This window comes from Desulfobacter hydrogenophilus, assembly GCF_004319545.1.
In the GTDB taxonomy this organism is placed as follows: domain Bacteria; phylum Desulfobacterota; class Desulfobacteria; order Desulfobacterales; family Desulfobacteraceae; genus Desulfobacter; species Desulfobacter hydrogenophilus.
In genome coordinates this window covers 20,653-42,705 of record NZ_CP036313.1, presented here as the reverse complement: position 1 = coordinate 42,705, position 22,053 = coordinate 20,653, and the positions used below count along the sequence as shown (strand labels likewise).

14 protein-coding genes and 1 tRNA gene are annotated in these 22,053 nt (G+C 46.9%); 5 read left to right on the top strand and 10 right to left on the bottom strand.

Annotated elements, in window-relative coordinates:
• Window positions 1-154: 154 nt before the first annotated feature.
• The 3 genes from EYB58_RS00210 to EYB58_RS00200 all read right to left on the bottom strand — a co-directional run bounded on the left by EYB58_RS00210 (window position 155) and on the right by EYB58_RS00200 (window position 7,839).
• Window positions 155-2,605, bottom strand: a complete 2,451-nt coding sequence (locus EYB58_RS00210) for a glycogen/starch/alpha-glucan phosphorylase (protein WP_111956633.1) — start codon at window positions 2,603-2,605, stop codon at window positions 155-157.
• A 166-nt stretch (window positions 2,606-2,771) separates the two neighbouring features.
• Complete coding sequence (locus tag EYB58_RS00205) at window positions 2,772-6,599, bottom strand: PocR ligand-binding domain-containing protein (RefSeq protein ID WP_111956631.1); 3,828 nt, start codon at window positions 6,597-6,599, stop codon at window positions 2,772-2,774.
• A 97-nt stretch (window positions 6,600-6,696) separates the two neighbouring features.
• Window positions 6,697-7,839, bottom strand: coding sequence for a SpoIIE family protein phosphatase (locus tag EYB58_RS00200; protein WP_242637495.1), 1,143 nt, complete (start codon window positions 7,837-7,839; stop codon window positions 6,697-6,699).
• 501 nt (window positions 7,840-8,340) lie between these two features.
• On the opposite strand from EYB58_RS00200, the gene EYB58_RS00195 reads away from it, so the two are divergent.
• A complete protein-coding gene (locus EYB58_RS00195) occupies window positions 8,341-9,480 on the top strand; it encodes a PQQ-dependent sugar dehydrogenase (RefSeq protein ID WP_111956627.1) in 1,140 nt (379 codons plus the stop codon).
• A gap of 280 nt (window positions 9,481-9,760) precedes the next feature.
• Here EYB58_RS00195 and EYB58_RS00190 read toward each other — a convergent pair whose 3' ends face one another.
• A complete protein-coding gene (locus tag EYB58_RS00190) occupies window positions 9,761-10,183 on the bottom strand; it encodes a universal stress protein (protein ID WP_242637494.1) in 423 nt (140 codons plus the stop codon).
• Window positions 10,184-10,923: 740 nt separating this feature from the next.
• On the opposite strand from EYB58_RS00190, the gene EYB58_RS00185 reads away from it, so the two are divergent.
• Window positions 10,924-11,928 (top strand): NAD-dependent epimerase, encoded by a 1,005-nt coding sequence (locus EYB58_RS00185; protein ID WP_111956624.1) that lies wholly within the window; start codon window positions 10,924-10,926, stop codon window positions 11,926-11,928.
• A 148-nt stretch (window positions 11,929-12,076) separates the two neighbouring features.
• On the opposite strand, the gene pepN is transcribed toward EYB58_RS00185, so the two are convergent.
• Both pepN and elbB read right to left on the bottom strand, forming a co-directional pair.
• A complete protein-coding gene (gene pepN / locus EYB58_RS00180; protein WP_111956622.1) occupies window positions 12,077-14,683 on the bottom strand; it encodes an aminopeptidase N in 2,607 nt (868 codons plus the stop codon).
• Window positions 14,684-14,746: 63 nt separating this feature from the next.
• Window positions 14,747-15,403 carry an isoprenoid biosynthesis glyoxalase ElbB gene (gene elbB, locus EYB58_RS00175; RefSeq protein WP_111956621.1) on the bottom strand — a complete coding sequence of 219 codons (657 nt, stop codon included), beginning with the start codon at window positions 15,401-15,403 and terminating at the stop codon, window positions 14,747-14,749.
• 385 nt (window positions 15,404-15,788) lie between these two features.
• On the opposite strand from elbB, the gene EYB58_RS00170 reads away from it, so the two are divergent.
• The gene (locus tag EYB58_RS00170) at window positions 15,789-17,123 is read left to right on the top strand and encodes a UDP-glucose dehydrogenase family protein (protein ID WP_111956619.1); all 1,335 of its coding nucleotides are present in this window, start codon (window positions 15,789-15,791) and stop codon (window positions 17,121-17,123) included.
• Between the two features lie 274 nt (window positions 17,124-17,397).
• On the top strand, window positions 17,398-18,330 hold the full coding sequence (locus EYB58_RS00165) for a DHH family phosphoesterase (protein ID WP_111956617.1): 933 nt from the start codon (window positions 17,398-17,400) through the stop codon (window positions 18,328-18,330).
• Window positions 18,331-18,379: 49 nt separating this feature from the next.
• Here EYB58_RS00165 and EYB58_RS00160 read toward each other — a convergent pair whose 3' ends face one another.
• From EYB58_RS00160 to EYB58_RS00145, 4 genes are all read right to left on the bottom strand, one after another.
• The gene (locus tag EYB58_RS00160; protein WP_111956615.1) at window positions 18,380-19,438 is read right to left on the bottom strand and encodes a KamA family radical SAM protein; all 1,059 of its coding nucleotides are present in this window, start codon (window positions 19,436-19,438) and stop codon (window positions 18,380-18,382) included.
• A gap of 118 nt (window positions 19,439-19,556) precedes the next feature.
• Window positions 19,557-19,648 (bottom strand) — tRNA-Ser (locus EYB58_RS00155).
• 38 nt (window positions 19,649-19,686) lie between these two features.
• Window positions 19,687-20,367, bottom strand: a complete 681-nt coding sequence (locus EYB58_RS00150; RefSeq protein WP_242637493.1) for a tRNA1(Val) (adenine(37)-N6)-methyltransferase — start codon at window positions 20,365-20,367, stop codon at window positions 19,687-19,689.
• A 25-nt stretch (window positions 20,368-20,392) separates the two neighbouring features.
• A complete protein-coding gene (locus EYB58_RS00145) occupies window positions 20,393-20,713 on the bottom strand; it encodes a DciA family protein (RefSeq protein ID WP_111956611.1) in 321 nt (106 codons plus the stop codon).
• 262 nt (window positions 20,714-20,975) lie between these two features.
• Between EYB58_RS00145 and hflK the strand changes: the two genes are divergently transcribed.
• Window positions 20,976-22,052, top strand: a complete 1,077-nt coding sequence (hflK, locus tag EYB58_RS00140; protein ID WP_111956609.1) for an FtsH protease activity modulator HflK — start codon at window positions 20,976-20,978, stop codon at window positions 22,050-22,052.
• Window position 22,053 lies beyond the last annotated feature (1 nt).

The window sequence follows — 22,053 nt, the reverse complement described above, 5'->3', positions numbered from 1 at the left end:
ATATGAAAGTTCCAATAAGTGACTGAATTACTTTCATGCTTTGTTGTGGGTTGAACCTCGGTATTGATAGACCAAGTCAGCCCAAGGCTGTTATATAGATATTTTAATTTAATTTTTACAGATCCCACATTGAAACGTTTTCTTTTCATAGCGGTCAGCTCTGGGCGTTTTTATTCCAGATTAAGCGGTTATAATCGGAAATGGCCCTGTCGCTGGAAAATTTTCCGGACCGTGCCACGTTTAGGATCGCTTTTTTCGTCCAATTGACCGGGTCCAGGTATTCCGCTTCTATTTGATCCTGCACCTGGATATAAGGGGAAAAATCCGGCAGATGGAAATAGGAATCCTCATTATTCATCATCCGATGGTAAATCCATTGAAAGATCCCCTGCTCGTCAGGGCAAAAAGTATTATCCCGAAAAGCGTCCAAAACCCTGCGGATTTCAGGAAAGAGGCGATAATACTCCACAGGGTGGTAGTTTTTCTTTTTGATCATGTCGGTGATCTCTTCCGCCTTCAATCCAAAGATAAAAATATTGTCCGCGCCCGCTTCCTCGAGCATTTCGACATTGGCACCGTCCAATGTTCCCACGGTCAAAGCACCGTTAAGCATGAATTTCATATTTCCTGTTCCAGACGCCTCCTGGCCGGCCATGGAAATCTGTTCGCTTAAGTCCGCCGCCGGAATGATCTTTTCAGCAAGAGAGACGCTGTAATCCGGTAAAAAGACTACTTTCAGGGCATCCCGGACCCGTCTGTCCTGATTGATGACCTGCCCGACATTGTGAATCAGCTTGATTATCTGTTTGGCCACCCAGTATCCGGGCGCAGCCTTGCCGGCAAAAATAAAAGTTTTGGCAACCGTGGGTGTTTTTTCCCCCCTGATGATCTGCAGATATTCATGTACGATATGCATGATTTTCAGGAGTTGGCGTTTGTATTCGTGAATTCGTTTGATGTGAATATCGAACAAGCTGTCGGGGTCGATGGAAAGCCAGAGGGTGTCGGAGATGATTTTCGACAAGTCTTCCTTGTTCGCCCGCTTGATGTCACGGAATTCATCCATGAAAACCGTCTGATCGGCATGGGGTTCCAAACGTCGAAGTTGGCTTAAATCGGTGATCCAGGAGTCTCCGATAGTGTCGGTGATCAGTTCCGCCAGTCGGGGATTGGCCCCCAGAAGCCAGCGTCTCTGGGTGATGCCGTTGGTGACATTGACGAATCGTTCCGGCCACAGGGCGTAAAAGTCTGAAAAATTGTCCTGCTTTAGAATCTCCGTATGGAGTGAGGAGACCCCATTAACGGAATGGGACCCCACCAGTGCCAGGTGGGCCATCCGGACCTGCTTGCTCTCTCCCTCTTCGATGAGAGACATACGCTGGAGAAGGTCGACGTCGTTGGGATAACGAGCGGCAATCTTTTCGAGAAACTGACGGTTGATTTCATAAATGATCTGTAGATGGCGGGGAATAATACGTTCGAGAAGGGCTGCGGGCCATTTTTCCAGTGCTTCGGCCAGCACCGTATGGTTGGTATAGGCCAGGGTCTGTTGGGTAATCTCCCAGGCGTGCCCCCATGGCAGTGCATATTCGTCCACTAAAAGCCGCATCAGTTCAGCCACTGCCAGAGAGGGATGGGTGTCGTTCATCTGGATGGCGACTTGATCAGGGAAGCGGTCGAAATTTTCGTTATTTTTCATATAACGTCGAATGATGTCCTTGAGGGTGCAGGCCACAAGAAAATATTCCTGCACCAGGCGAAGCTCCCTTCCTGACATGATCGTGTCAAGGGGATAAAGCATCTTGGTGATGGTTTCAGACTCGACTTTCTGCTCCACCGCCCGGAAGTAATCACCCTCATTGAAGATCTGGATGTCAAAATCGGCAGAGGAACCTGCGCCGTATAGTCTCAACCAGTTCACTGTTTTCCCCCCGTATCCGACGACGGGAATATCGAAGGGAATCCCCACGATGAAATTCCAGTCAAGCCACATGGGATTGTACTCACCATCACGGTCCTGAAAGTGTTCGATCCGTCCCTTGATGGGGATGATACATTTTTCATCGGTCCGCTTGAACTCCCAGGGGTTAAGATCCGCCAGCCAGTTATCCGGTTTTTCCCGCTGATACCCGTTATCGATCTCCTGCTTGAAGAGACCGTATTCATAGTGGATCCCGTAGCCGAAACCGGCAATATCCAGCGTTGCCATGGAATCAAGAAAACAGGCCGCCAGACGACCGAGCCCGCCGTTTCCAAGACCAGGGTCGTTTTCCTGCTCACGCACCTCCTCGATGTCGATGCCTGCCTCTGCCATGAATTCACGGCAGACATCAAACATCCCGAGATTGTGAAGATTATTGCCCATCAGTCTGCCGATTAAGAATTCTAAAGATAGATAATATACCCGTTTAGTTTGGGATGCCTGATATCGCTGCTCCGTATGCAGAATTTTTTCCGCCATTCGGTCCCGCAGGGAAAAGGCCGTCGACAAAAAGAGGTCCCGGTAATCCTTTGTCGGCGTTTCTTTGCAAAGGGAGCAGCGCAGATGGTAGTCTATTGATGTTTTTAAGTCGGATTTCGAGATTTTATTAACAGTTGGTTTCATTTTTCCTCTTTCTTTTCCAGATTCTTTTTCCCTCGATCATCAAGTCTTTAGGAAATTTGTTCAAATTCAAGGCGGAAACAATTTTTAACCGGAGGAATATACAACATATTTTGAGGATTAAAAATTGTTTCCAACACCGACGTTGGGCAAATTAACAAAAATTTAATCATCGAGTTTCCAGATCATCGGCTAGACCAATGATCCCTTCAAAATCAAAGTCTTCCGTCATTTGTGCAATTCTGTCGAGATAGGGGGTAAAGTCCTTTGACCGGGCGGCCATCTCCTCGCAAATTTCCGTCAGTGCCGACACGTCACCCATTTCGGCAGCCTCCCGCAGCCGTATAGCGGCCTCCTTGGCCAGGTCCGGGGGCAGTCGCTGCGCCGATTCCGGGGCGGTTTCGGGTTCGGAGTCTGTCGTTAATGACGACAGCTGCAGGACGGATCCAAGGGCATCTTCCATCCGACTTTCCAAGGTGGTCAAAGCCGTGGCGAGCGCATCCTCCGGGGGGGGATTCTGCGGGTTCGCATGCTTGACCAGCTGGTCCAGCGCCGTGGCTGCGGTATGCAGCCGGGATGCCGAGAGGTTGCCGGCAACCCCCTTGATTTCATGCGTCAGTTTGTGGGCGCTGCTGTAGTCCCCGGCATCCAGGGCCTGTCGGATTTCGTCGGCCCTCTGGGCATAGGTATGGCCAAAATTGATCAACAGCTTGCGGTACAGGGCCTTGTTTCCTTGGAGACGCTTCAGCCCGGAAGGAAGATCAAATTCGTCCAGAAACGCTGGAAACGTCTTCTCATCCGGGGAAGGCGGGACGACAGCGCCGCTATTGTCTGGTGTGGGCTGCTGTGTTGTCTCCGCCTTTGATTCGGTCTCCTCTTCAGGTGTTTCCTCTTCAGGTGTTTCCTCTTCAGGGGTGGCGGCTGAGATCCATTCCGCCAGGGTTGCGTAGAGTACCTCCGGATCAATCGGCTTGGTGATGTGACCGTTCATGCCGGCATGGCGGCTTTTTTCAGAATCTTCGGCCATGGCATGGGCCGTCATGGCGATGATGGGCAGATCTTTGAAGCGCGCATCCTGGCGGATGGTCCGGGTTGCGGTATAGCCGTCCATCACCGGCATCTGCAGATCCATCAGCACGGCGTCGAAATAATTTGTTTGCACTGCGTCAACGGCTTCCTGGCCATTGACCGCCAGGGTGACGGTAACTTCCGCAGCGGCAAGGATTTCCATGGCAACCTGCTGGTTGATCTCATTGTCTTCAGCCAGCAGCACACGGGCGCCTTTGAGGCACTTGAGCAGATCTGAGACCTGTTTCTCCTCCTGTTCCGCTGCCAGCGGTGTCTCTATGCAGCCATCTTTGCCCAGTGCGTTCATGATCGTATCAAACATCACCGAGGCGCTGATGGGCTTGATCAGGAAACCGTCCAGCCCGGCCGCCTCAGCCTGCCACATGATCTCTTCCCGGCCGTAGGCGCTGACCAGGATAATGAGCGGAATATCGGTCAACCGCGAATTCTTTTTGATTCGTTTTGAGGCCTCAATGCCGTCGATGCCCGGCAGCTTCCAGTCCATTACCACGATGTCGTAGGGCCGTCCTCCGACAGACTTTTCAATCTCCTCCAGCCCTTCTTCTGCGGACGCCGCCAAGGTAACGTTAAAAGAGAAAGATTCCAGCATATTCTGAAAAATTTCCCGGGAGGTCGCATTGTCGTCCACCACCAGCGCTTTGAGGTCTCTCAACTCCGGCGGGAGTATGTGGCATACCCCTCTGGCTTCCCGCACGGTCTGGAAAGCCGCAGTAAAATAAAACGTGCTGCCTTTTCCGTAGGTGCTTTCCACCCAGATTTTGCCGTTCATCATTTTTACGAGACGCTGACAGATAGACAGCCCCAGCCCGGTGCCGCCGTACCGGCGGGTGATAGAGGTATCTGCCTGGCTAAAGGCCGTGAAAAGCTGGGCCATGTGTTCGTCGGTGAGGCCGATGCCCGTATCCCGTACGGAGAATTGGAGGACTGTAACATGGTTTGCCCGGCTGAGCACTTTGGTGGAAACCACTATTTCTCCGCGCTCGGTGAATTTGATTGCGTTGTTGGCCAGGTTGACCAGGATCTGGCTCAGCCGCATGGGATCTCCCATCAGCTGGCGGGGTACGTCGGTTCCGGTGTTGAAAAGAACTTCAACCCCTTCTTTTCCCACAGTTTTCGTCGCTATCATGGTGGAAAGATTCTCCAGGACTTCATCCAGGTTGAAGTCAATGGACTCCATTGTCATCTTGCCGGCCTCGATTTTTGAAAAATCGAGAATATCGTTGATGACCCCGAGCAGGGAGTTGGCGGAAATCTGAATCTTGTTAAGATAGTCCCGCTGCTTGGGCGTCAGGTTCGTCTGGAGGGCTAGATGTGTCATCCCCATAACCGCGTTCATGGGGGTGCGGATTTCGTGGCTCATGTTGGCTAGAAACTCGCCTTTGGCCTGGGTGGCTGCCTCTGCTTTATCCCGGGCGAGAATGAGTTCCTCCTCCATCCTTTTGCGGTAGGTGATGTCCGAAACCATGGCAAAGGACCCTTTTTTTACGCCGTTTTCATCGTAAAGGGGGGTGGCATGGAGCAGGCAGGCCACTTTTGAATCGTTCGGAAGGTTGAAGGAGAGATCATATACGCCCATTTGGCCGGTAACCCTGCGTTCAAGCTGCTCATTCAAGACCGTCGTATTTTCTTCGTTCAGAAATTCGAAGAGTGTCTTTCCCAAAATATCCTCTCGGGGTCTTTTTAAAATTTTGCACATGGTGTCATTAAGGGACAAGAAGCGCGCCTCATTGTCTACCCAAAAGAACCCTTCATTGGTCGTCATCAAAATGGTTTTAAGATGCTCTTCGCTTTTCCGCAGGGCATCTTCAGTTTTTTTGCGGGCAGTAATGTCGCGGAAGACCACGACAGATCCCATGATGGTTTTGCTTTTGCGCTGGGGCACGCTTGTGTAGGAGGTATAAAAAAATGAGCCGTCCTTGCGCCAGAAAATCTCGTCCCTGCGAAAGCTGGTGATCCCCTGGGTATAGGCCCAATAAATCGGACAGTCCTCGCGAAGGTGTGGCGATCCATCATCATTTGAATGGTGAAACAGGTCATGTACGTTTTGATCGACAAGTTCTTTGATCTCGTATCCGAGCATTTTCTGCGCGGCTTCATTGGCATAGGTGCATCGACCTTTAGTATCGGTAACGAAAACACCTTCTGCCATCGATTGCAGGATAAGGTGGGTGTAGTTCTCTGATTCTTCGAGCCTTTCAGTTCGATCCTTCACCAGGCTTTCAAGATGTGCCTTGTAGTGTAGTAACTTCTTTTTGGCCTTTTCAGCATTTTTGACCTGGGCTCTGGCAATTTGTTCAGCTTTTTTTGCTTTAATCCGCTCAAGACCCAAACAGGCAACAATGTTAGCAAATTCCGTCAAAAAACCCAAAATGGCAAGCAGCTTTTCCTGGGAAATGATCGGAATCTCATCAAGGGCACGCAGGTAATCCGCCACATTGAAATTGAATTTATGGGCCTGCTGTTTGAAATAGTTTCTGTCTGGCGTTTCCGTAAGGAACTGCCCCACAAAAAGATTGGCCATATGCCGGCCCTTAATGATGATGGGTGAAGCGGCATCGGTCAGACCGTTTTTGCAGTGGTAAATCGAAAAAGGCTTCCCCTCCTTCAGATTTGCAGCCAGTTTCGTGTCACTTTCGACACAGCGTGAACATGTCCGCGCATCAACACGATGAAAGTCGGCGCAGATCCGCTGCCAGCGGGCGGATATCAGGATATTTCCCTCCAAATCAGCGATGGCCGAGGCGATCCCCATGACACTACCGAAGTTTTCAAGGACGGGTGTCAGCTGAGCAATATCGAGCACTTCCGTCAAGGAAAACTCTTCGCTCTCGACAGCCACCTGGTCATTTTTGGCATCGGATTGTCCCGTCTCTGTCTTGCTTGCGTTAGTGTTTTCGTTTTCTTTCAATAGTGTACTCCTAAATTTTTCCGCTAAAACTAACGAGCAGGCGTTGTATGCCAGCGTACCATATCAGATTTTTTGAAAAGGCCCAAAGACATTGATGCTAATCAACAACGATAACTACCATGGCCTGATCATCATCGGCCGCGCAGTCTCCTGCGAACTGCGAGATGTCATCGACAATCTCCTTAAGAATGACTTCGGGGTCATCGGCGGCGGCGTTTGTAAATTGCCGCAGCAGGCGGTTTGTCCCGTAACGTTCCTCGGATGTATTGAATCGGTCGGTGGCCCCATCCGTATAAAACAGAATGCGGTCACCGGGATAAAGGACGACTTCGGAAACCGGCACTTCGGTATAAGGAGTAAATCCCATCAGCATAACGCTGTCACAGGGGATTTCGGTCGCAGTTTTTTCCGAATATCGATAGAGTATGGGGAGCGGATGGCCTGCACTGGCGATCCTGAGGGTCCTGCAGGCGGTGTCATAAACAGCATAGGCTGCCGTTACAAAACTTTCCCTGTTCACCTTGCATAAATTTTCGTTGATGAAGGAGAGTACTTTATCCGGCTCATTCAGGTCGGTGGAACAGGAACGAAACAGGGCGCAGGTCATAGCCATCATGACAGCGGCAGGAGCACTGTGGCCTTCCGCATCGGCGATCAGAACGCCCAGAAGATCCCCAGGCAGCGTCATAAAATCATAGTAGTCACCACCGGCATAACGGCTGGTTTCATAGTGCACTGCCAATTTCAACCCGTGAACCTGGGGCAAACGTTCGGGCAGAAGGTTACGTTGAAGTTGGGAGACGACCTGCAGCTCATGCTCCAGCTCATCCCTTTGCTTTTGCACCTCGTAATTGAGCCGATGGATCGTTAGGTGGGTATTCACGCGGGCAATGACCTCTTCGGGCTGAAAGGGTTTGGCTACATAGTCCACCGCCCCCAGCTGAAGCCCGCGTACCTTGTCTCCGGTATCATCGAGGGCGGAAAGAAAGATTACCGGAATTTTCTGGGTGTCCGGATTCGCTTTTAGCCGTCGACATACCTCAAATCCGTCGATTCCCGGCATCATTATATCCAGCAAAATGAGATCCGGCCGCATTTTCTGGGCAATGGTCAAGGCCGTCTCGCCATTTTTGGCGACCAGCAACTTGCAGCCAAGACTTTTTAGAGTGTTCATCAATACCTGAAGGTTCGCAGGTTGGTCGTCAACCAGGAGAATAGATTCCGTGATCTTGTTTGTCATTATCATTACTGCTCCCTTGGACAGGTCCCTAACCGCAGGCTCTCCATTATACTATCGTGTTCTTAGTGTAACATCGTAACCATTAGGAGCGCAGATTAAATAACTTGAACGAAATAGCTTGCCTTTTGGCCCATTTACTTCGTTGCGTCAAAGGCCCAATAGGCCTGCTATTAAACCTTTAATACGCCTTGTAGATGAACCAACGCTCGGCGTTATTTCTGCCCAATTTATTTAATCCGCGGTCCTTAACTCAATTTTCAACTTTATATTAAGAAATGGGAGGAGGTCAATATCTCCAATCGGATATTATAGAATTTCATTGGCGTAACGCCGAGAGCGACTTAAAAGACAAGCAGATAGGCGATTTTATTTTGACCATGGGTCTTACCATTTCAGATAAAATATGATAAAGGCTGATAGTTTAACTGTGCATGCCCCAGATAGCAAACGCTTCGATTTCTTCCCGACGTTCAAGACCTAATTTAAAATATGGAGATAATCATGCAATCATTAAAAGCTGTTAGTTACCTTTCCCAGTTAGTCCTTTTGCTTTCTTGCAACACCTACAGCGAATCCATTGTTAAATCGATTGACGGTAATGCGGGCTCAAGACTCTTTGCCGAGAGTTATGCAGAATTTAATGAACCTTGGGCCATGACATTTCTCCCGGATGGCGATCTTTTGGTAACTGAAAAAAGCGGTTCGTTAATTCTATTCAACGTGCATGACCGCTCCAAAGTGTTAGTCGGAGGGGTACCCAAGGTCGCTTACGGTGGCCAGGGTGGTCTGGGTGATATAATTCTTCATCCCCAGTTCTCTGACAACCGCTGGATATACCTGTCCTACGCTGAGCAGGATGCGTCAGGAAAAAAGGGCGCGGTAGTTGTCCGGGCTCAGTTTATACATGAGTCTGCCAAGCCGAAACTGGAAAAGATTGAAGTTATCTGGCAGCAAAAGCCAAAGGTCCCAGGCAATGGGCATTACTCACACCGTTTAGCATTCAGCCCGGATGGGCGTTTGTTCATTACTTCCGGTGATCGGCAAAAACAAACCCCAGCCCAAAGCTGGACACAAGATTTGGGCAAAGTTATCAGGATCAACGCGGACGGATCTGTGCCTTCTGACAATCCGTTTCAAAACAAGGGGGAGCTTGCAAAAACATTCTGGTCTATAGGGCATCGGAACCTGCTGGGCATTGCTTTCGACAGGCAGGGGCAACTGTGGACTCACGAAATGGGCCCAAGGCATGGTGATGAATTCAACCTGACCATTGGTGGAGATAATTACGGCTGGCCCATTGTATCCTGGGGCGATCATTACTCAGGAATACCCATTCCTGATCATGATACGCGTCCGGAATTCAATGCACCTGAGTTATACTGGGTTCCAACCGTTGCACCGTCAGGTCTGATTATTTACAACGGGGATATGTTTCCTAAGTGGCGGGATAATGCCTTTATCGGCGGGCTAAGGTCAAAGTCACTGGTACGGATCAGGATTGACGGTGAACGGGCCTATGAGGTCGAACGTTTTGCCATGAGCAAACGTATTCGAGAGGTTGAGCAAGGTCCCAGAGGTTCAATATGGGTTCTCGAGGATAAAAAAGATGGCCGCCTGCTTCGGCTCACGCCACACGAGTGAATAAAACCTTGAAGATAAACAGATATCTATTCTAACCGTTCGTCACGGCAAGCAATTACTGCCAATTGAAGAAATATTGGCATAATTGGGATAGAACGCCCTATTATTGAAGCGCTCTCCCACGCACCCGGCATGCGGATCACGTACCAGTCTTTTTTCGGGCATTGCCGTAAAGTATGACATCCCCCATGCGGTCAAGGATCGGTTACCCGGCCCCCAGCTGTTTTGGCACATGGGAGACATCCCGGGGTAAACACGCGTCTTTCGGTACAGTGACTATTTATTTTATTATAAATACAGGGCATTGAACCTTATGAAGGACTTGATGGGCCACTGACCCAAGGAAAAGCCCTTCAATATTACCAACCCCCCTGGAGCCCATGACAATTAAATTGATTTTTTCTACGTTCACTACAGTGTCGATATTCTTTGCCGGGGAACCCTCCAGAATCCGGATTTCATATTCAACGCCACTCTCTTCCAATAAATCTTCAAAAGGCTTGATCAGTTCCTCAGAATTTTTCATAATTTCATTGAGGACATTTTGGAATTGCGGTTCTGCCAGAACAATGGGGAACCTGGCGTGACAGTGAAGCAAGATGATTTTTGAATCAAATTGCTTTGCCAATTCAATGGAATATTGGGTGGCGCGCATGGAATGTTCTGAACCATCCACGGGATTAAGAATTTTTTTAAATTTCATATTTCTTCCTCTCTGGTTTTTGGCCGGCATTGGAAAGTTTAAAAGTCCGGTCAAAGCCAATTTCTTATGAATTAAACCCATTGGGCAGAGATAGCCATTCACTGCCTCAGCAAAAAAAAATAGAAAAAGCAGAACAGATAAGAGATCATATCCCTATGATATGATTTCATACAAAGATATATTGAGCAAAATAAATTGGTTTCAGTCATGACTTGATATATGTATCTCAAATAGGTACAGGTAAATACCTGTACCTATTTTGGATTCAAATATCCGCTCTCCACGGCGTCCACGATTCATGACGTGCTGCTATATTTTAGGATACATTATGCGCAATGGTCTGTACATACCATTTTAATAACCGAATTAATTAAGGTGAGTTAAGAGCAGAACCATCTATAAGACCTTGTTTGAATTGTATCCCTGTGATTTGTCATGCATACCTGATCGTGGTACAATACTTAAGGACCACAGATTAAATAACTTGAACGAAATAGCTTGCCTTTTGGCCCATCTACTTCGTTGCATCAAAGGTCCAATAGGCCTGCGGTTCAACCTTTAATGCGTCTTGTAGATGAACCAAAATTCGGCGTTATTTCTGCCCAACTTATTTAATCTGCGGTCCTAAGCTTGAATAAATATAAAGGCTTTCCGGTTTATCCGGGGCGACCTATGGCAGAATATGGAAGAACCGAATCACGGTTTTCCTGACTTCATATTTTTAGTTTAAAGGATTGAACATGAATATATTGATCACTGGTGCAGCCGGGTTTATCGGGTCTGCGCTTTCTTTGCGGCTGTTGAATGACGGTCACCGTGTATGGGGGATTGATAATCTCAATGATTATTATGATGTGAATCTGAAAAAAGACCGACTGGCGCGTTTGTCCGGGTATCCGGATTTCAAATTTATTCTTCTGGATCTTGCCGACCGGCCCAACATGGCCAAGCTGTTTGAGGAAAATGCCTTTGACTGCGTGGTGAACCTGGCGGCTCAGGCTGGGGTTCGGTACAGCCTTGAAAATCCGGCCTCCTATGTGGATGCCAATCTGGTGGGGTTTGGCAATATTCTTGAAGGCTGCCGCCATGGCGGCGTCAAGCATCTTGTGTTTGCATCTTCAAGTTCGGTGTATGGTCTGAATACACATATGCCTTTTTCGGTTCGCCATAATGTGGATCATCCGGTCAGCCTGTATGCGGCTTCAAAAAAAGCCAATGAACTCATGGCCCATTCTTACAGTTATCTGTATAATCTGCCGGTAACAGGGCTGCGGTTTTTTACTGTGTATGGTCCCTGGGGCAGGCCTGATATGGCGTTGTTCCTCTTCACAAAGGCCATTTTAGCTGACGAGCCCATCAAGGTGTTTAACAATGGTGAGATGCAGCGGGATTTTACCTATATTGACGATATTGTGGAAGGGGTGGTCCGGGTGATGGATAAGGTTCCTGAGCCTGATCCGGCCTGGAGCGGCAAAAATCCCATTCCTTCAAGCTCGTGTGTGCCTTACAGGATCTACAATATTGGTAATAATGATTCTGTGCCGTTGATGGACTTTGTCCATGCCATTGAAGATGCCTTGGGCAAAAAAGCAACAATTGACTATCTGCCCATGCAGGCCGGCGATGTGCCTGCCACCTGGGCTGATGTGGATGATCTTATTGCCGCCACCGGGTTTAAGCCTGAAACGTCTGTAAAACAGGGGATTCAGGCTTTTGTGGACTGGTATAAGAAATACTATGCCTGAAACTTGATGATCAAGAGAAAGAGCGCCCCGTAGTTTTGACTGCGGGGCGACTTGTTTTTGGGTGTTTATGGATATTTTAGTGTCCGTCCAGAATAAAAATTTTCATCCAACAAAGAAATTGGACAAAAAGGCTATTTCTGGATGAGCACTATTCTAACGCCCGGGATACAATTTCATATAGATTTCTGGATAACTCTTTTTGTCCGGCCATGGTTTCAAGTTGTTTTTTCATCATGACTTGTCTGTTCCCATCATAGCGTTTCCATAGATTAAAACATGAGCAAAGCCGTGCGGCTGTCTGGTGGTTGATTTTATCCAGCGCCAGAATCCGTTCTGCCACAAATTCATAGCCTCGACCGTCAGCCCTGTGAAAATGCATGGGATTGTTCATGGCAAAGGCAAATATGAGCGCCCGGACTTTGTTGGGGTTGGCCATGGTAAAATCTTTGTGTGCGGTCAGTTTTTTTACTTGATCTAAGGTGTCTTCAAGGCTGGATTGGGCCTGGACAGAAAACCATTTGTCGATAACCAGGGTCCTGGTCTGCCATTTGTCATAAAATGCGTGGCATGCCTCATCACGCACGTCTGGATTCATGTGACTCAGGATTTTGAAGGCGGCAAATTCATCTGTCATGTTGCCGGCGGTTTCAAACTGTTTTTGTACAAGGTCCTGGATATCTTTATTAACCAGGCAGCCAAGATAGGAAAGGCAAAGGTTTTTAAGGCTTCTGTCTGCCATGGCCGCACCTGAAATATCATCGGGATTTGCGGACCGGCAGATTTCATATACGGTTTTCAATTCTGATGCCAGTTTTTTGGCCAGGGTTTGTTTCAAAAAGGTCCTGGCCTGGTGGATGGCCTCAACATCAATGATCTTAAAATGATTCTTTATCTCTGTTTCCAGGGGCAGGGTAAGGGCCTTGGAAAGAAACGCCCTGTCTTTTTCCCTGTTTTCCAGGGCCAGGGAAAAGGCCTTAACAAGCCCTGATGATACGGTCATGGGTTTGTTGGCCTGGATAGCCGTCACCAGATTTTTTATCTCATTGACGAACAGGGTCTGGGCGGCATGCCACTGGTTAAAGGGGTCGGTATCCCGGGCCATGAGAAAGGCAAGGTCTTGATCTGAAAAATCCGTGGTTAGACGCACAGGCGCAGTAAATTCCCTGAATACGGACGGGTATGTATCTGCGGGTACATTGTCAAATTTGAAGGTGTCGGTTTCCTTTGTCAGCTCATACAGTGCATCTTGTTTAACGGTTTCCCCGGCCCTGTTGATCAAAGAGATCCGGACAGGAATGTGAAAGGGTTTTTTCTCGGATTGATTTCTATCCGGGGATGTGGTCTGGGTAAAGGTTAAAGACAGGATTTCTGTATTTTCATCATATTGCCGGGTCATGGATACCGCCGGTGTGCCGGACTGGGTATACCACAGGAAAAATTGATCCAGGTTGCGGCCGGACACCTTTGCCATAACACCAACAAAATCTTCAAGGGTTACGGCCATACCGTCAAATTTTTCAAAATAGAGATCCATGCCTTTTCTAAACAGATCCTGTCCTAAAAGTTGATAGATCATGCGGATCACTTCTGCACCCTTTTCGTACACGGTCATGGTGTAAAAGTTATCCATTTTTATATATGAGTCCGGCCGTACCGGGTGGGTCATGGGCCCGCTGTCCTCGGGAAACTGTGCTGCCATAAGGTTTTTTACAACACGGATGCGCTTCACCGGTCGTGAGTTCATGTCCGATGAAAATTCCTGGTCCCTGAAAACAGTGAGACCTTCCTTGAGACTAAGCTGGAACCAATTTTTCAGGGTGACTCGGTTGCCGGTCCAGTTGTGGAAATATTCGTGGGCAATAACTCCCTGGATGCCCATGAAATCGTCGTCCGTGGCTGTTTGCGGATCTGCCAGTACATATTTGGCGTTAAATATGTTCAGTCCCTTGTTTTCCATGGCCCCGGCATTAAAATCATTGATAGCCACGATCTGGTACAAGTCCAGATCATATTCCCGGCCAAACCGTTTTTCATCCCATGCCATGGCCTGCTTCAAGGACGTCATGGCATGGCTGCAAAGGGCGATATCTTCTTTTTCGGAATAGATGTTAAGGGCCACATCCCTGCCGGATGCTGTTGTGAACTGGTCCTTTAATACGGCAAGATCTCCTGCCACCAGGGCGAAAAGATAGCAGGGTTTTTTAAAGGGATCTTCCCAGACGGCAAAGTGGCGGTTGTTATCAAGGTCTCCGGATTTTACGAGGTTGCCGTTGGATAACAGCACAGGGTAGCGGGCTTTATCCGCCACAATGGTACAGGAAAACGGAGCCATCACATCGGGACGGTCAGGGTAGGGCGTGATATTGCGAAATCCCTGGGCCTCACACTGGGTACATAAAATGTTGCCCGAACGGTATAAGCCTTCTAACGCTGTATTTTCATCCGGTTTAAGAATGTTTGTGATTTCAAGCTCAAAAAGATCCGGGGTGGCGAGAAGGCTAAAGGTTTCATCATCGCTTTTATATTCACTGGGCAAAAGCACCATGTCGCCGGCAACCACGGAAACAATGTCAAAAGTTCCCTTGTTCAGCACCAAAGGCGTTGTTTCATTTGCCCTGGCCGGATCTTTTCTCATTTTAAGTTTGGATGTCACCCGGGTGTGGTCATCCCGGATGTCAAAGATCAGGTCGACATGGTCAACAATGAATTCAAAAGGCCGGTAGTCTTTTAATTGTATTTTTTTGTGTTCATTCATAATACAAGCTAAAATACAACCGGCCCGTAACCATGTCAATTAAGGGATATATAAAAATAGGAATTATATCATGGCCAGCACTTCTGCTACTAATTTTTCAATTCCGACTGCGACATCTTTGATATTGGGACCAAGCATATATGCCGGTGTTGTCACAATTTTATTATCCTTGTCTATATGTGTTTGGTCAACAGCGCATGTCACATGTTTGCCGCCCATTTTTTTGATCGCGTCTGCGGTTCCTATATCATTTCCAATGGTGACTTCAGGCTGTTTGTCGGCAATTATCTTAGTTAGCGTTGCCGGCGCAATACAAAGGGCGCCAACAGGTTTTTTGCTGTTAATCATGTCGGTTATAATTCGTTGAACCTCCGGATGAACTTTCGCTTGAACATTATTAATGGCAAAATCGCTTAAATTTTTGGCGGCACCAAACCCACCCGGTATGATGATGGCATCCATATCACTGGCTTGGACATCTTTTAAATCCTTAATCTCTCCGCGGGCAATTCGTGCAGATTCTACCAGTACATTCCTTTTTTCGGCAGTTTCCGTCCCGGATAAATGATCAATGACATGATATTGTTCCATGTTCGGTGCCATACAAATAATATCCGCATGGGCTTGATCCAAATACAGCATTGTCAATACGGCTTCCTGAATTTCAGAACCATCGTATACGCCACACCCTGCTAATAATACGCCTATTTTTTTGCCCATAGCCTATCCTCCAAATTTAAAAATGGTCGGTTTTTGGTTAATTCTGTTAGAAAGTATATATGACCCGAATAACAAATGTGAACACGTAATCATGTAGTTGTTTTCAATAGACAGCCGGAAAGACCCCATTTAATTTCCCCTATCAAAAAGAAATTGAGTTGACAAGCAATTTATGAAGAGGCTATGAATTTATCCTGACGGATAATATATGGATTGTTACGTTAATCAACAAATGGCTTAGATTGACATCCATAAAAGGATTAATTACCATTGTAAAAGCTTCAGATTCATTGTCTGGTAATATTCAATTAATTCAAATTCAATTTGTTCAGAGCCAAAATGACTGGGTCCGGTTTGGCAACAAATGAAAGGTAGCACTAAATAAATGAAATTAACGATTATCGGTACCGGATATGTAGGCCTTGTCACAGGTGCTTGTTTTTCTGAAATGGGAAGTCATGTCACTTGTGTGGACATTGACCGGGGAAAAATAGATAACTTAAAAAAAGGCATTCTTCCTATTTATGAACCAGGCCTTGAGTCCATAGTCCTTAATAATTATGCGGAAGGTACCCTTGAATTTACCACTCATCTGGCCCAGGCCGCAAAGGATTGCAATGTGTTTTTTATTGCCGTGGGCACCCCGCCGGGACAAGATGGCTCGGCTGATCTGCAGTATGTGTTGGAAGTGGCACGGCAGATCGGTTCCGTTATCGACGATTATGCCGTGATTGTGGATAAGTCCACGGTGCCCGTGGGAACGGCAGACAAGGTCAGGGCGCAGGTCAGCAAGGAACTTGAGGCTCGGGGGCAAACCATTGAGTTTGACGTGGTATCAAATCCCGAATTTCTTAAAGAGGGTGCGGCTGTTAATGATTTTCTCAAGCCGGACCGGATTATTGTGGGCGCGGACTCTGACCGGGCTGCAAAGCTGATGCGCAGGCTCTACGCGCCTTTTTCAAGGAACCGGGACAAAATGTTGTTTATGAATGTTAAAGATGCTGAAATGACAAAATATGCGGCCAACTCCATGCTGGCCACAAAGATTTCATTCATGAATGAGATTTCCAATCTGTGTGAACGGTTGGGCGTGGACGTGGAGAACGTGCGAAAGGGGATCGGTTCGGATTCACGCATCGGGTATTCATTTATTTACCCCGGCTGCGGATACGGCGGGTCGTGTTTTCCCAAGGATGTTAAGGCACTTGTGAAAACCGGTAGGGATAAAGGGTTCACTCCCAGCCTCCTGGCAGCGGTGGAAGAAAGAAATAACCTCCAAAAACAAGTACTTGGAGGCAAGGTAATCAATAGATTCGGACAGAATTTGACCGGACGGACATTTGGCATCTGGGGTCTGGCTTTTAAGCCCGGCACCGATGACATGCGTGAAGCCTCTTCCCTTGTATTGATTAAAGCCCTTGTGGATGCAGGGGCTCGGATGAATGTCTATGACCCTGTGGCCATGGACCAGGCTAAAAAGGAGATCCCGGTACAGGAGCAGGAAAAGATTAGTTTCGCCCAGGATCAGTATTCAGCCCTGGACCGTGCGGATGCCTGTATTTTGGTTACGGAGTGGAAGGCCTTCAGGCAGCCGGATTTTAAAAAGATGGCATCCCTGATGAAAGAACGGGTGATTTTTGACGGTAGAAACCAGTACGACCCTGACGAAATCAAAGAAGCCGGGTTTGAGTATCATGGCATAGGACGAGAGTTGGGGTAGCGTTTTTTCTTTTAGAACCACAGATTAAATAATTTGACCGAAATAGCTTGCTTTTTGGCTCATCTACTTCGTTGCATCAAAGGTCCAATAGGCCAGCTATTCAACCTTTAATGCGCCTTGTCGATGAACCAAAATTCGGCGTTATTTCTGCCCAACTTATTTAATCCGCGGCCCTTAGCGTCCGGGTATTCAAATTATTTGAGATTCCTGTGGGCTTTATGTTAGTCTATTAAGATCCTTACCTTATAAATATTCGCATCAAAAGGAGATATTCATGCGTTTGGTTACCCGATCCGACTTTGATGGCCTTGGCTGTGCAGCCATTCTTAAGGAAAAAGGAATTATTGATGACATTACATTCGTCCATCCCAAGGATATTCAGGACGGCAGAATTGAAATAACTTGTGACGATATTCTGGCAAATATTCCTTTCGTTCCGGATTGCGGTATCTGGTTTGATCACCACTCCAGCGAACAGGAACGCAAGACATTCGGTAACTTTGAAGGAAACAGCGAACCGTCGGCGCCAAGTGCTGCCCGGGTTGTTTACGAGTACTATGGCGGGTTGAAGCATTTTAAGAACGAGCACCTTGATGATCTGATCCGTGCCGTTGATAAAGCAGATGCTGCCCAGTTTACAAAAGAGGAAATTCTCAATCCCGAAGGCTGGGTTCTTTTGTCTTTTATCATGGATCCCCGCACCGGCCTTGGACGTTACAAGGATTACCGCATCAGTAACTACGCTTTAATGATGGATATGATTGATTACTGCCGGAATAAGACAGACAAGGAAATCCTTGAAATTCCGGATATCAAGGAACGAACAGTGCGGTACTTTGAACAGGACAAACTATTTCGTCAGATGCTCCTTGGCAATAGCCGCATGGAAGGAAATGTTGTGATTCTTGATCTAAGGGAGCAGGATGAAATCTACACCGGCAACCGGTTTTTATTGTATAGCCTGTTTCCCGATGCGAATATTTCCATACAGATTATGTGGGGCTTCCAGCGTCGGAACATCGTTATTACCTGCGGCTACAGTATTATCAACAAAACCGCCAGAGCTGATGTGGGATCTTTAATGCTTAAATATGGCGGCGGCGGCCACAGGCGTGTGGGAACCTGCCAGGTCCCCATCGACACGGCAGACGATGTTATCAAGGTACTTTTGGGAGAACTGAATAAGGACGCAGATCCTGTTTCATAGGCAAAAAATATTCTCCGGCACCAGGCCTAATGTTCGTAATCAACATCAGCTACTTTAATACAACCTTACCCGGTTCCCCTGATATTTCCCTGACATAGCGTGGGACTGCGTATCCCGGCAATCTTGTCCTTAACTTTGTTATCAGGTCACATCCTTTTTCAGGTGAAACTTCAAAATGTTTAGCGCCTGCAACTCGATCAAGTTGATGGAGATAATATGGCATCACCCCTAAGTCAATAAGCCGCTCAAAAAGATCAGCCAGGACCGGCCCGGAGTCATTCACCTGTCGCAAAAGTACTGTTTGGCTTAATAAAATACCCCCGCAATCAATTAATTCCTCTATTGAACGGGAAACCTCGGAATCAAGTTCATTGGGGTGATTCACATGTAATACAATAATCATTTTAGCTGCCTTGGCATTACGTTTATTGTTACCAAGAAAGCTAAGCAGATTTTCAGTAAGCCGCTGGGGAATGATGATCGGCATCCTCGTGTGAATTCTTATTCTTTTTATACTTGGGACTTGGTTAAGATGGAAAATGAGACCTTCAAGTTGCTTGTCGCTTAGCATCAGAGGATCTCCGCCACTGAGAATTACCTCGTGGATTGTGGGATCAGCCTTAAATCGAGCCGAAATCGTTTTCGGATCCATACAGAAACCGCCTGAAACGCTGTTTTCCTCTATTCCTGGAAGCGGCAGATGCCGCCTGAAGCAGAACCGGCAGTGGATACTGCACGCCTTGCCTGTTACGATAAGAGAACGACCGTGGTACTTGGACAGGGTGCCTTCAGGGCTTAAGTTCCCATTCTCACCAACAGGGTCGGTTGTAAAATCCGGACTTACAGTTGATTCTTCCTTTCTGGGAAGAACCTGAAGTAAAAGTGGGTCCAAGGGATCTTTCGGTTTAATGCGTCGTAAAAATGGTTCAGGCACAAGCATTGGGAAATTTGGATTTAAGTCCACATTTTCAATTGAAATTTGCAGGTGTCTGCATAATTCAGAAGGATCACGCACTGCCTCGGTAAAAATTTTTTTCCACAGGGGCGAACGATTTTTCACTATATCAACAGGTGTCTTAAGATTGTTTTGTTTTATTCTATTATTCATGACCGAATCTTTTACCAGGTTATTGGTAAATTATACAGATAATGATATGGGGATATCACCGAAAAGCGACTATGAAATAAAAAAAGCCACTGTGATTACAGTAGCTCTTCTTTTAAAATGGCGGAGAAGCGGGGATTCGAACCCCGGGTACCCGGTTAGAGTACACACGCTTTCCAGGCGTGCACCTTCAGCCAACTCGGTCACCTCTCCGAAAGACCCAAGTAAAATAGTATCTTTTAGCCAAAGTGTCAAGGATTAATGCAATTGGATAATATATCCATATTAGCGATATTCTCGGACGACAGGTAAATGGGGGGCAGAATGCGTCTTCGGGCGGCTATGTTCTTGCGCCCTGAGAAGATAACACGTTTAGGTATTTTTTTTTGCCCAGTATGAATATAGCGTATCCACTCCGGATAAATAGAGGTTGCCTGCACTGCCTGTTCGATATCTATCAGACGTTCGGAAGGGAAGATTATCATAAATCTGCCCTTGTGCCTGAGAAGTGTTTCTGCTTTTGCGGCAAGACTCTGGATGTTTATGGTAATCTCGTGGCGGGCGATGGCTTTTTGAAGGTCCGGGTTTAATCTTCCGGTGTTTTGTTTTTTATAGGGCGGGTTTGACAGGATAAGATCAAACGGTCCGTTTGTGGATTCAGGATTAATATGCTTAATATCCTCGTTAATAATGGATACCGTCTGTGCAAGTTTATTATTGATGATGTTTTTCAGCGCAATTTCAGCAAGTTTATTTTGAATTTCAACGCCTGTAATATGGGATTGGGGAAAGCAATATCCCAGGATAACAGGAATAATACCGCAACCGCAGCCTACATCAAGGATGCGATCACCGGAACAGACGGGTGGGACCTGGCTGCACAGTACAAAGGGATCCATGCTGTAACGGTAGCCCTTTGTCGGCTGCAACACAGATAACTTTCCCCCAAAAAACCGATCAGTAGTGTATTTCTCCAATTTTAAACCGTAGATGTGTGATTAAAGGTGTGTTCAGTCTTGCATTCAGGTTCGCAATCATTTCTTTTTCAAGAAATTTGAGTTGGTGAATCCATACCGAGCTCGATACGATTACCTGCAATTGACCATTTTTAAATGTATCAGGTTTGGCATTTTGCGCAATGGAGGTTCCTATCGCCAAATCCCATATTTCCCATATCCGTGTGATTTCTGTCTCCTGGGGTGGCCTGTATTTTGACAAGGCCTTTGACAATATGTCACTGATATGGGTCAGGTGTGTTGTGCCTGCTTTTTTATCCATGCTTAAGTCCCAATTGATATTTTATTCTGTTTCGATAATGTCATAGCATAATATTAGAGGATAGGGAATCTGCGGTGCAGTCCAATCTTATTTCAAGCTTGCCTGAGATCCTTGGACAAAGGAGGTGTTCCAAATAAATATTGCCTTTTAACCTTGATTCTTATAATTAGAGTAATATTTTGCCTATATAAAATATTCAAGCGCACCAATGGATACAGTGCTTATTATCAAATTGGTCATTCATTAAACAGGATATAATTTTATGAATTGGGATTGGGAAAAACTTCGAGAAAATCAGAAAAAGTATGAACAAAAACAAGGCGGAGGAGGACCTGGAATGCCTACACCGCCCCAGATGGATGACCTGCTAAACAAATTTAAGGAGTTTAAGTTTTCCGGCATCTTTTTTGTTGGTATTATTATTATCGTTGTGTTGATAGGCGTCTCCACCGTGTTTACCGTTGGTCGAAGTGAGGTCGGGGTGATTCAGCGTTTCGGGAAGTATACTCGTTTGGCCCAGCCCGGCCTGAATTTCAAGATGCCCGCAGGCATAGAAAAGGTGACTAAGGTGAATGTCCGGCAGGTTGAAACCGAAGAGTTTGGATTTAAAACTTACAACGGCGGCGGTTCCTATCCTTCGTCTGTGGAATCTTCCAAGCAGGATGCATCTTTAATGCTCACAGGCGACCTTAATGTTGCCGTTGTTCCCTGGATTGTTCAGTACCGCAGATCTGACCCCAAGGCGTATCTTTTTAATGTAAAAGATGTCAGATCTCTTTTAAAGGATATGTCCGAAGCAACCATGAGAATGGTTGTGGGAGACAGAAGCATTAATGAGGTCATTTCAAGCCGCGCAGAGATTGCTAATGTGGCCAAGGAAATGCTTCAAAAGGAAATGAACAATGCACAAGCCGGGATCGGTATCGTCAATATTGAAATGAAAAAAACCAATGTGCCGGAACCGGTGCAAGACTCCTTTAATGAGGTTAACCAGGCCACTCAGAAAAAGGAGCAGACTATATATAAAGCCCGGGAAGACTACAACAAGGCGATTCCCCTGGCCCGGGGCGAAGCTAAGCGTCTGATCAAAGATGCCGAAGGGTATGCCATTGATCGGGTGAACCGTGCCCAGGGTGACGCTACCAAATTCAAGGCCATCTATGATGAGTATGCCAAGGCAAAGGATGTGACCCGAAAACGGATGTATCTGGAAGCCATGCTTGAGATTCTGCCCAAACTGGAAAATAAATATATCATTGATTCAGATCAGAAAAACTTGCTGCCGTTTTTAAATATGGGGGCTAAATTGTCAGGTCAAACCCTTCAGAAAGGTGAATAGG

Coding starts and splice junctions, on each gene's coding strand:
- EYB58_RS00210 (WP_111956633.1), bottom strand. CDS start 2,605: ATGAAACCAACTGTTAATAAAATCTCGAAATCCGACTTAAAAACATCA.
- EYB58_RS00200 (WP_242637495.1), bottom strand. CDS start 7,839: ATGACAAACAAGATCACGGAATCTATTCTCCTGGTTGACGACCAACCT.
- EYB58_RS00195 (WP_111956627.1), top strand. CDS start 8,341: ATGCAATCATTAAAAGCTGTTAGTTACCTTTCCCAGTTAGTCCTTTTG.
- EYB58_RS00190 (WP_242637494.1), bottom strand. CDS start 10,183: ATGAAATTTAAAAAAATTCTTAATCCCGTGGATGGTTCAGAACATTCC.
- EYB58_RS00185 (WP_111956624.1), top strand. CDS start 10,924: ATGAATATATTGATCACTGGTGCAGCCGGGTTTATCGGGTCTGCGCTT.
- pepN (WP_111956622.1), bottom strand. CDS start 14,683: ATGAATGAACACAAAAAAATACAATTAAAAGACTACCGGCCTTTTGAA.
- elbB (WP_111956621.1), bottom strand. CDS start 15,403: ATGGGCAAAAAAATAGGCGTATTATTAGCAGGGTGTGGCGTATACGAT.
- EYB58_RS00170 (WP_111956619.1), top strand. CDS start 15,789: ATGAAATTAACGATTATCGGTACCGGATATGTAGGCCTTGTCACAGGT.
- EYB58_RS00165 (WP_111956617.1), top strand. CDS start 17,398: ATGCGTTTGGTTACCCGATCCGACTTTGATGGCCTTGGCTGTGCAGCC.
- EYB58_RS00160 (WP_111956615.1), bottom strand. CDS start 19,438: ATGAATAATAGAATAAAACAAAACAATCTTAAGACACCTGTTGATATA.
- EYB58_RS00145 (WP_111956611.1), bottom strand. CDS start 20,713: ATGGATAAAAAAGCAGGCACAACACACCTGACCCATATCAGTGACATA.
- hflK (WP_111956609.1), top strand. CDS start 20,976: ATGAATTGGGATTGGGAAAAACTTCGAGAAAATCAGAAAAAGTATGAA.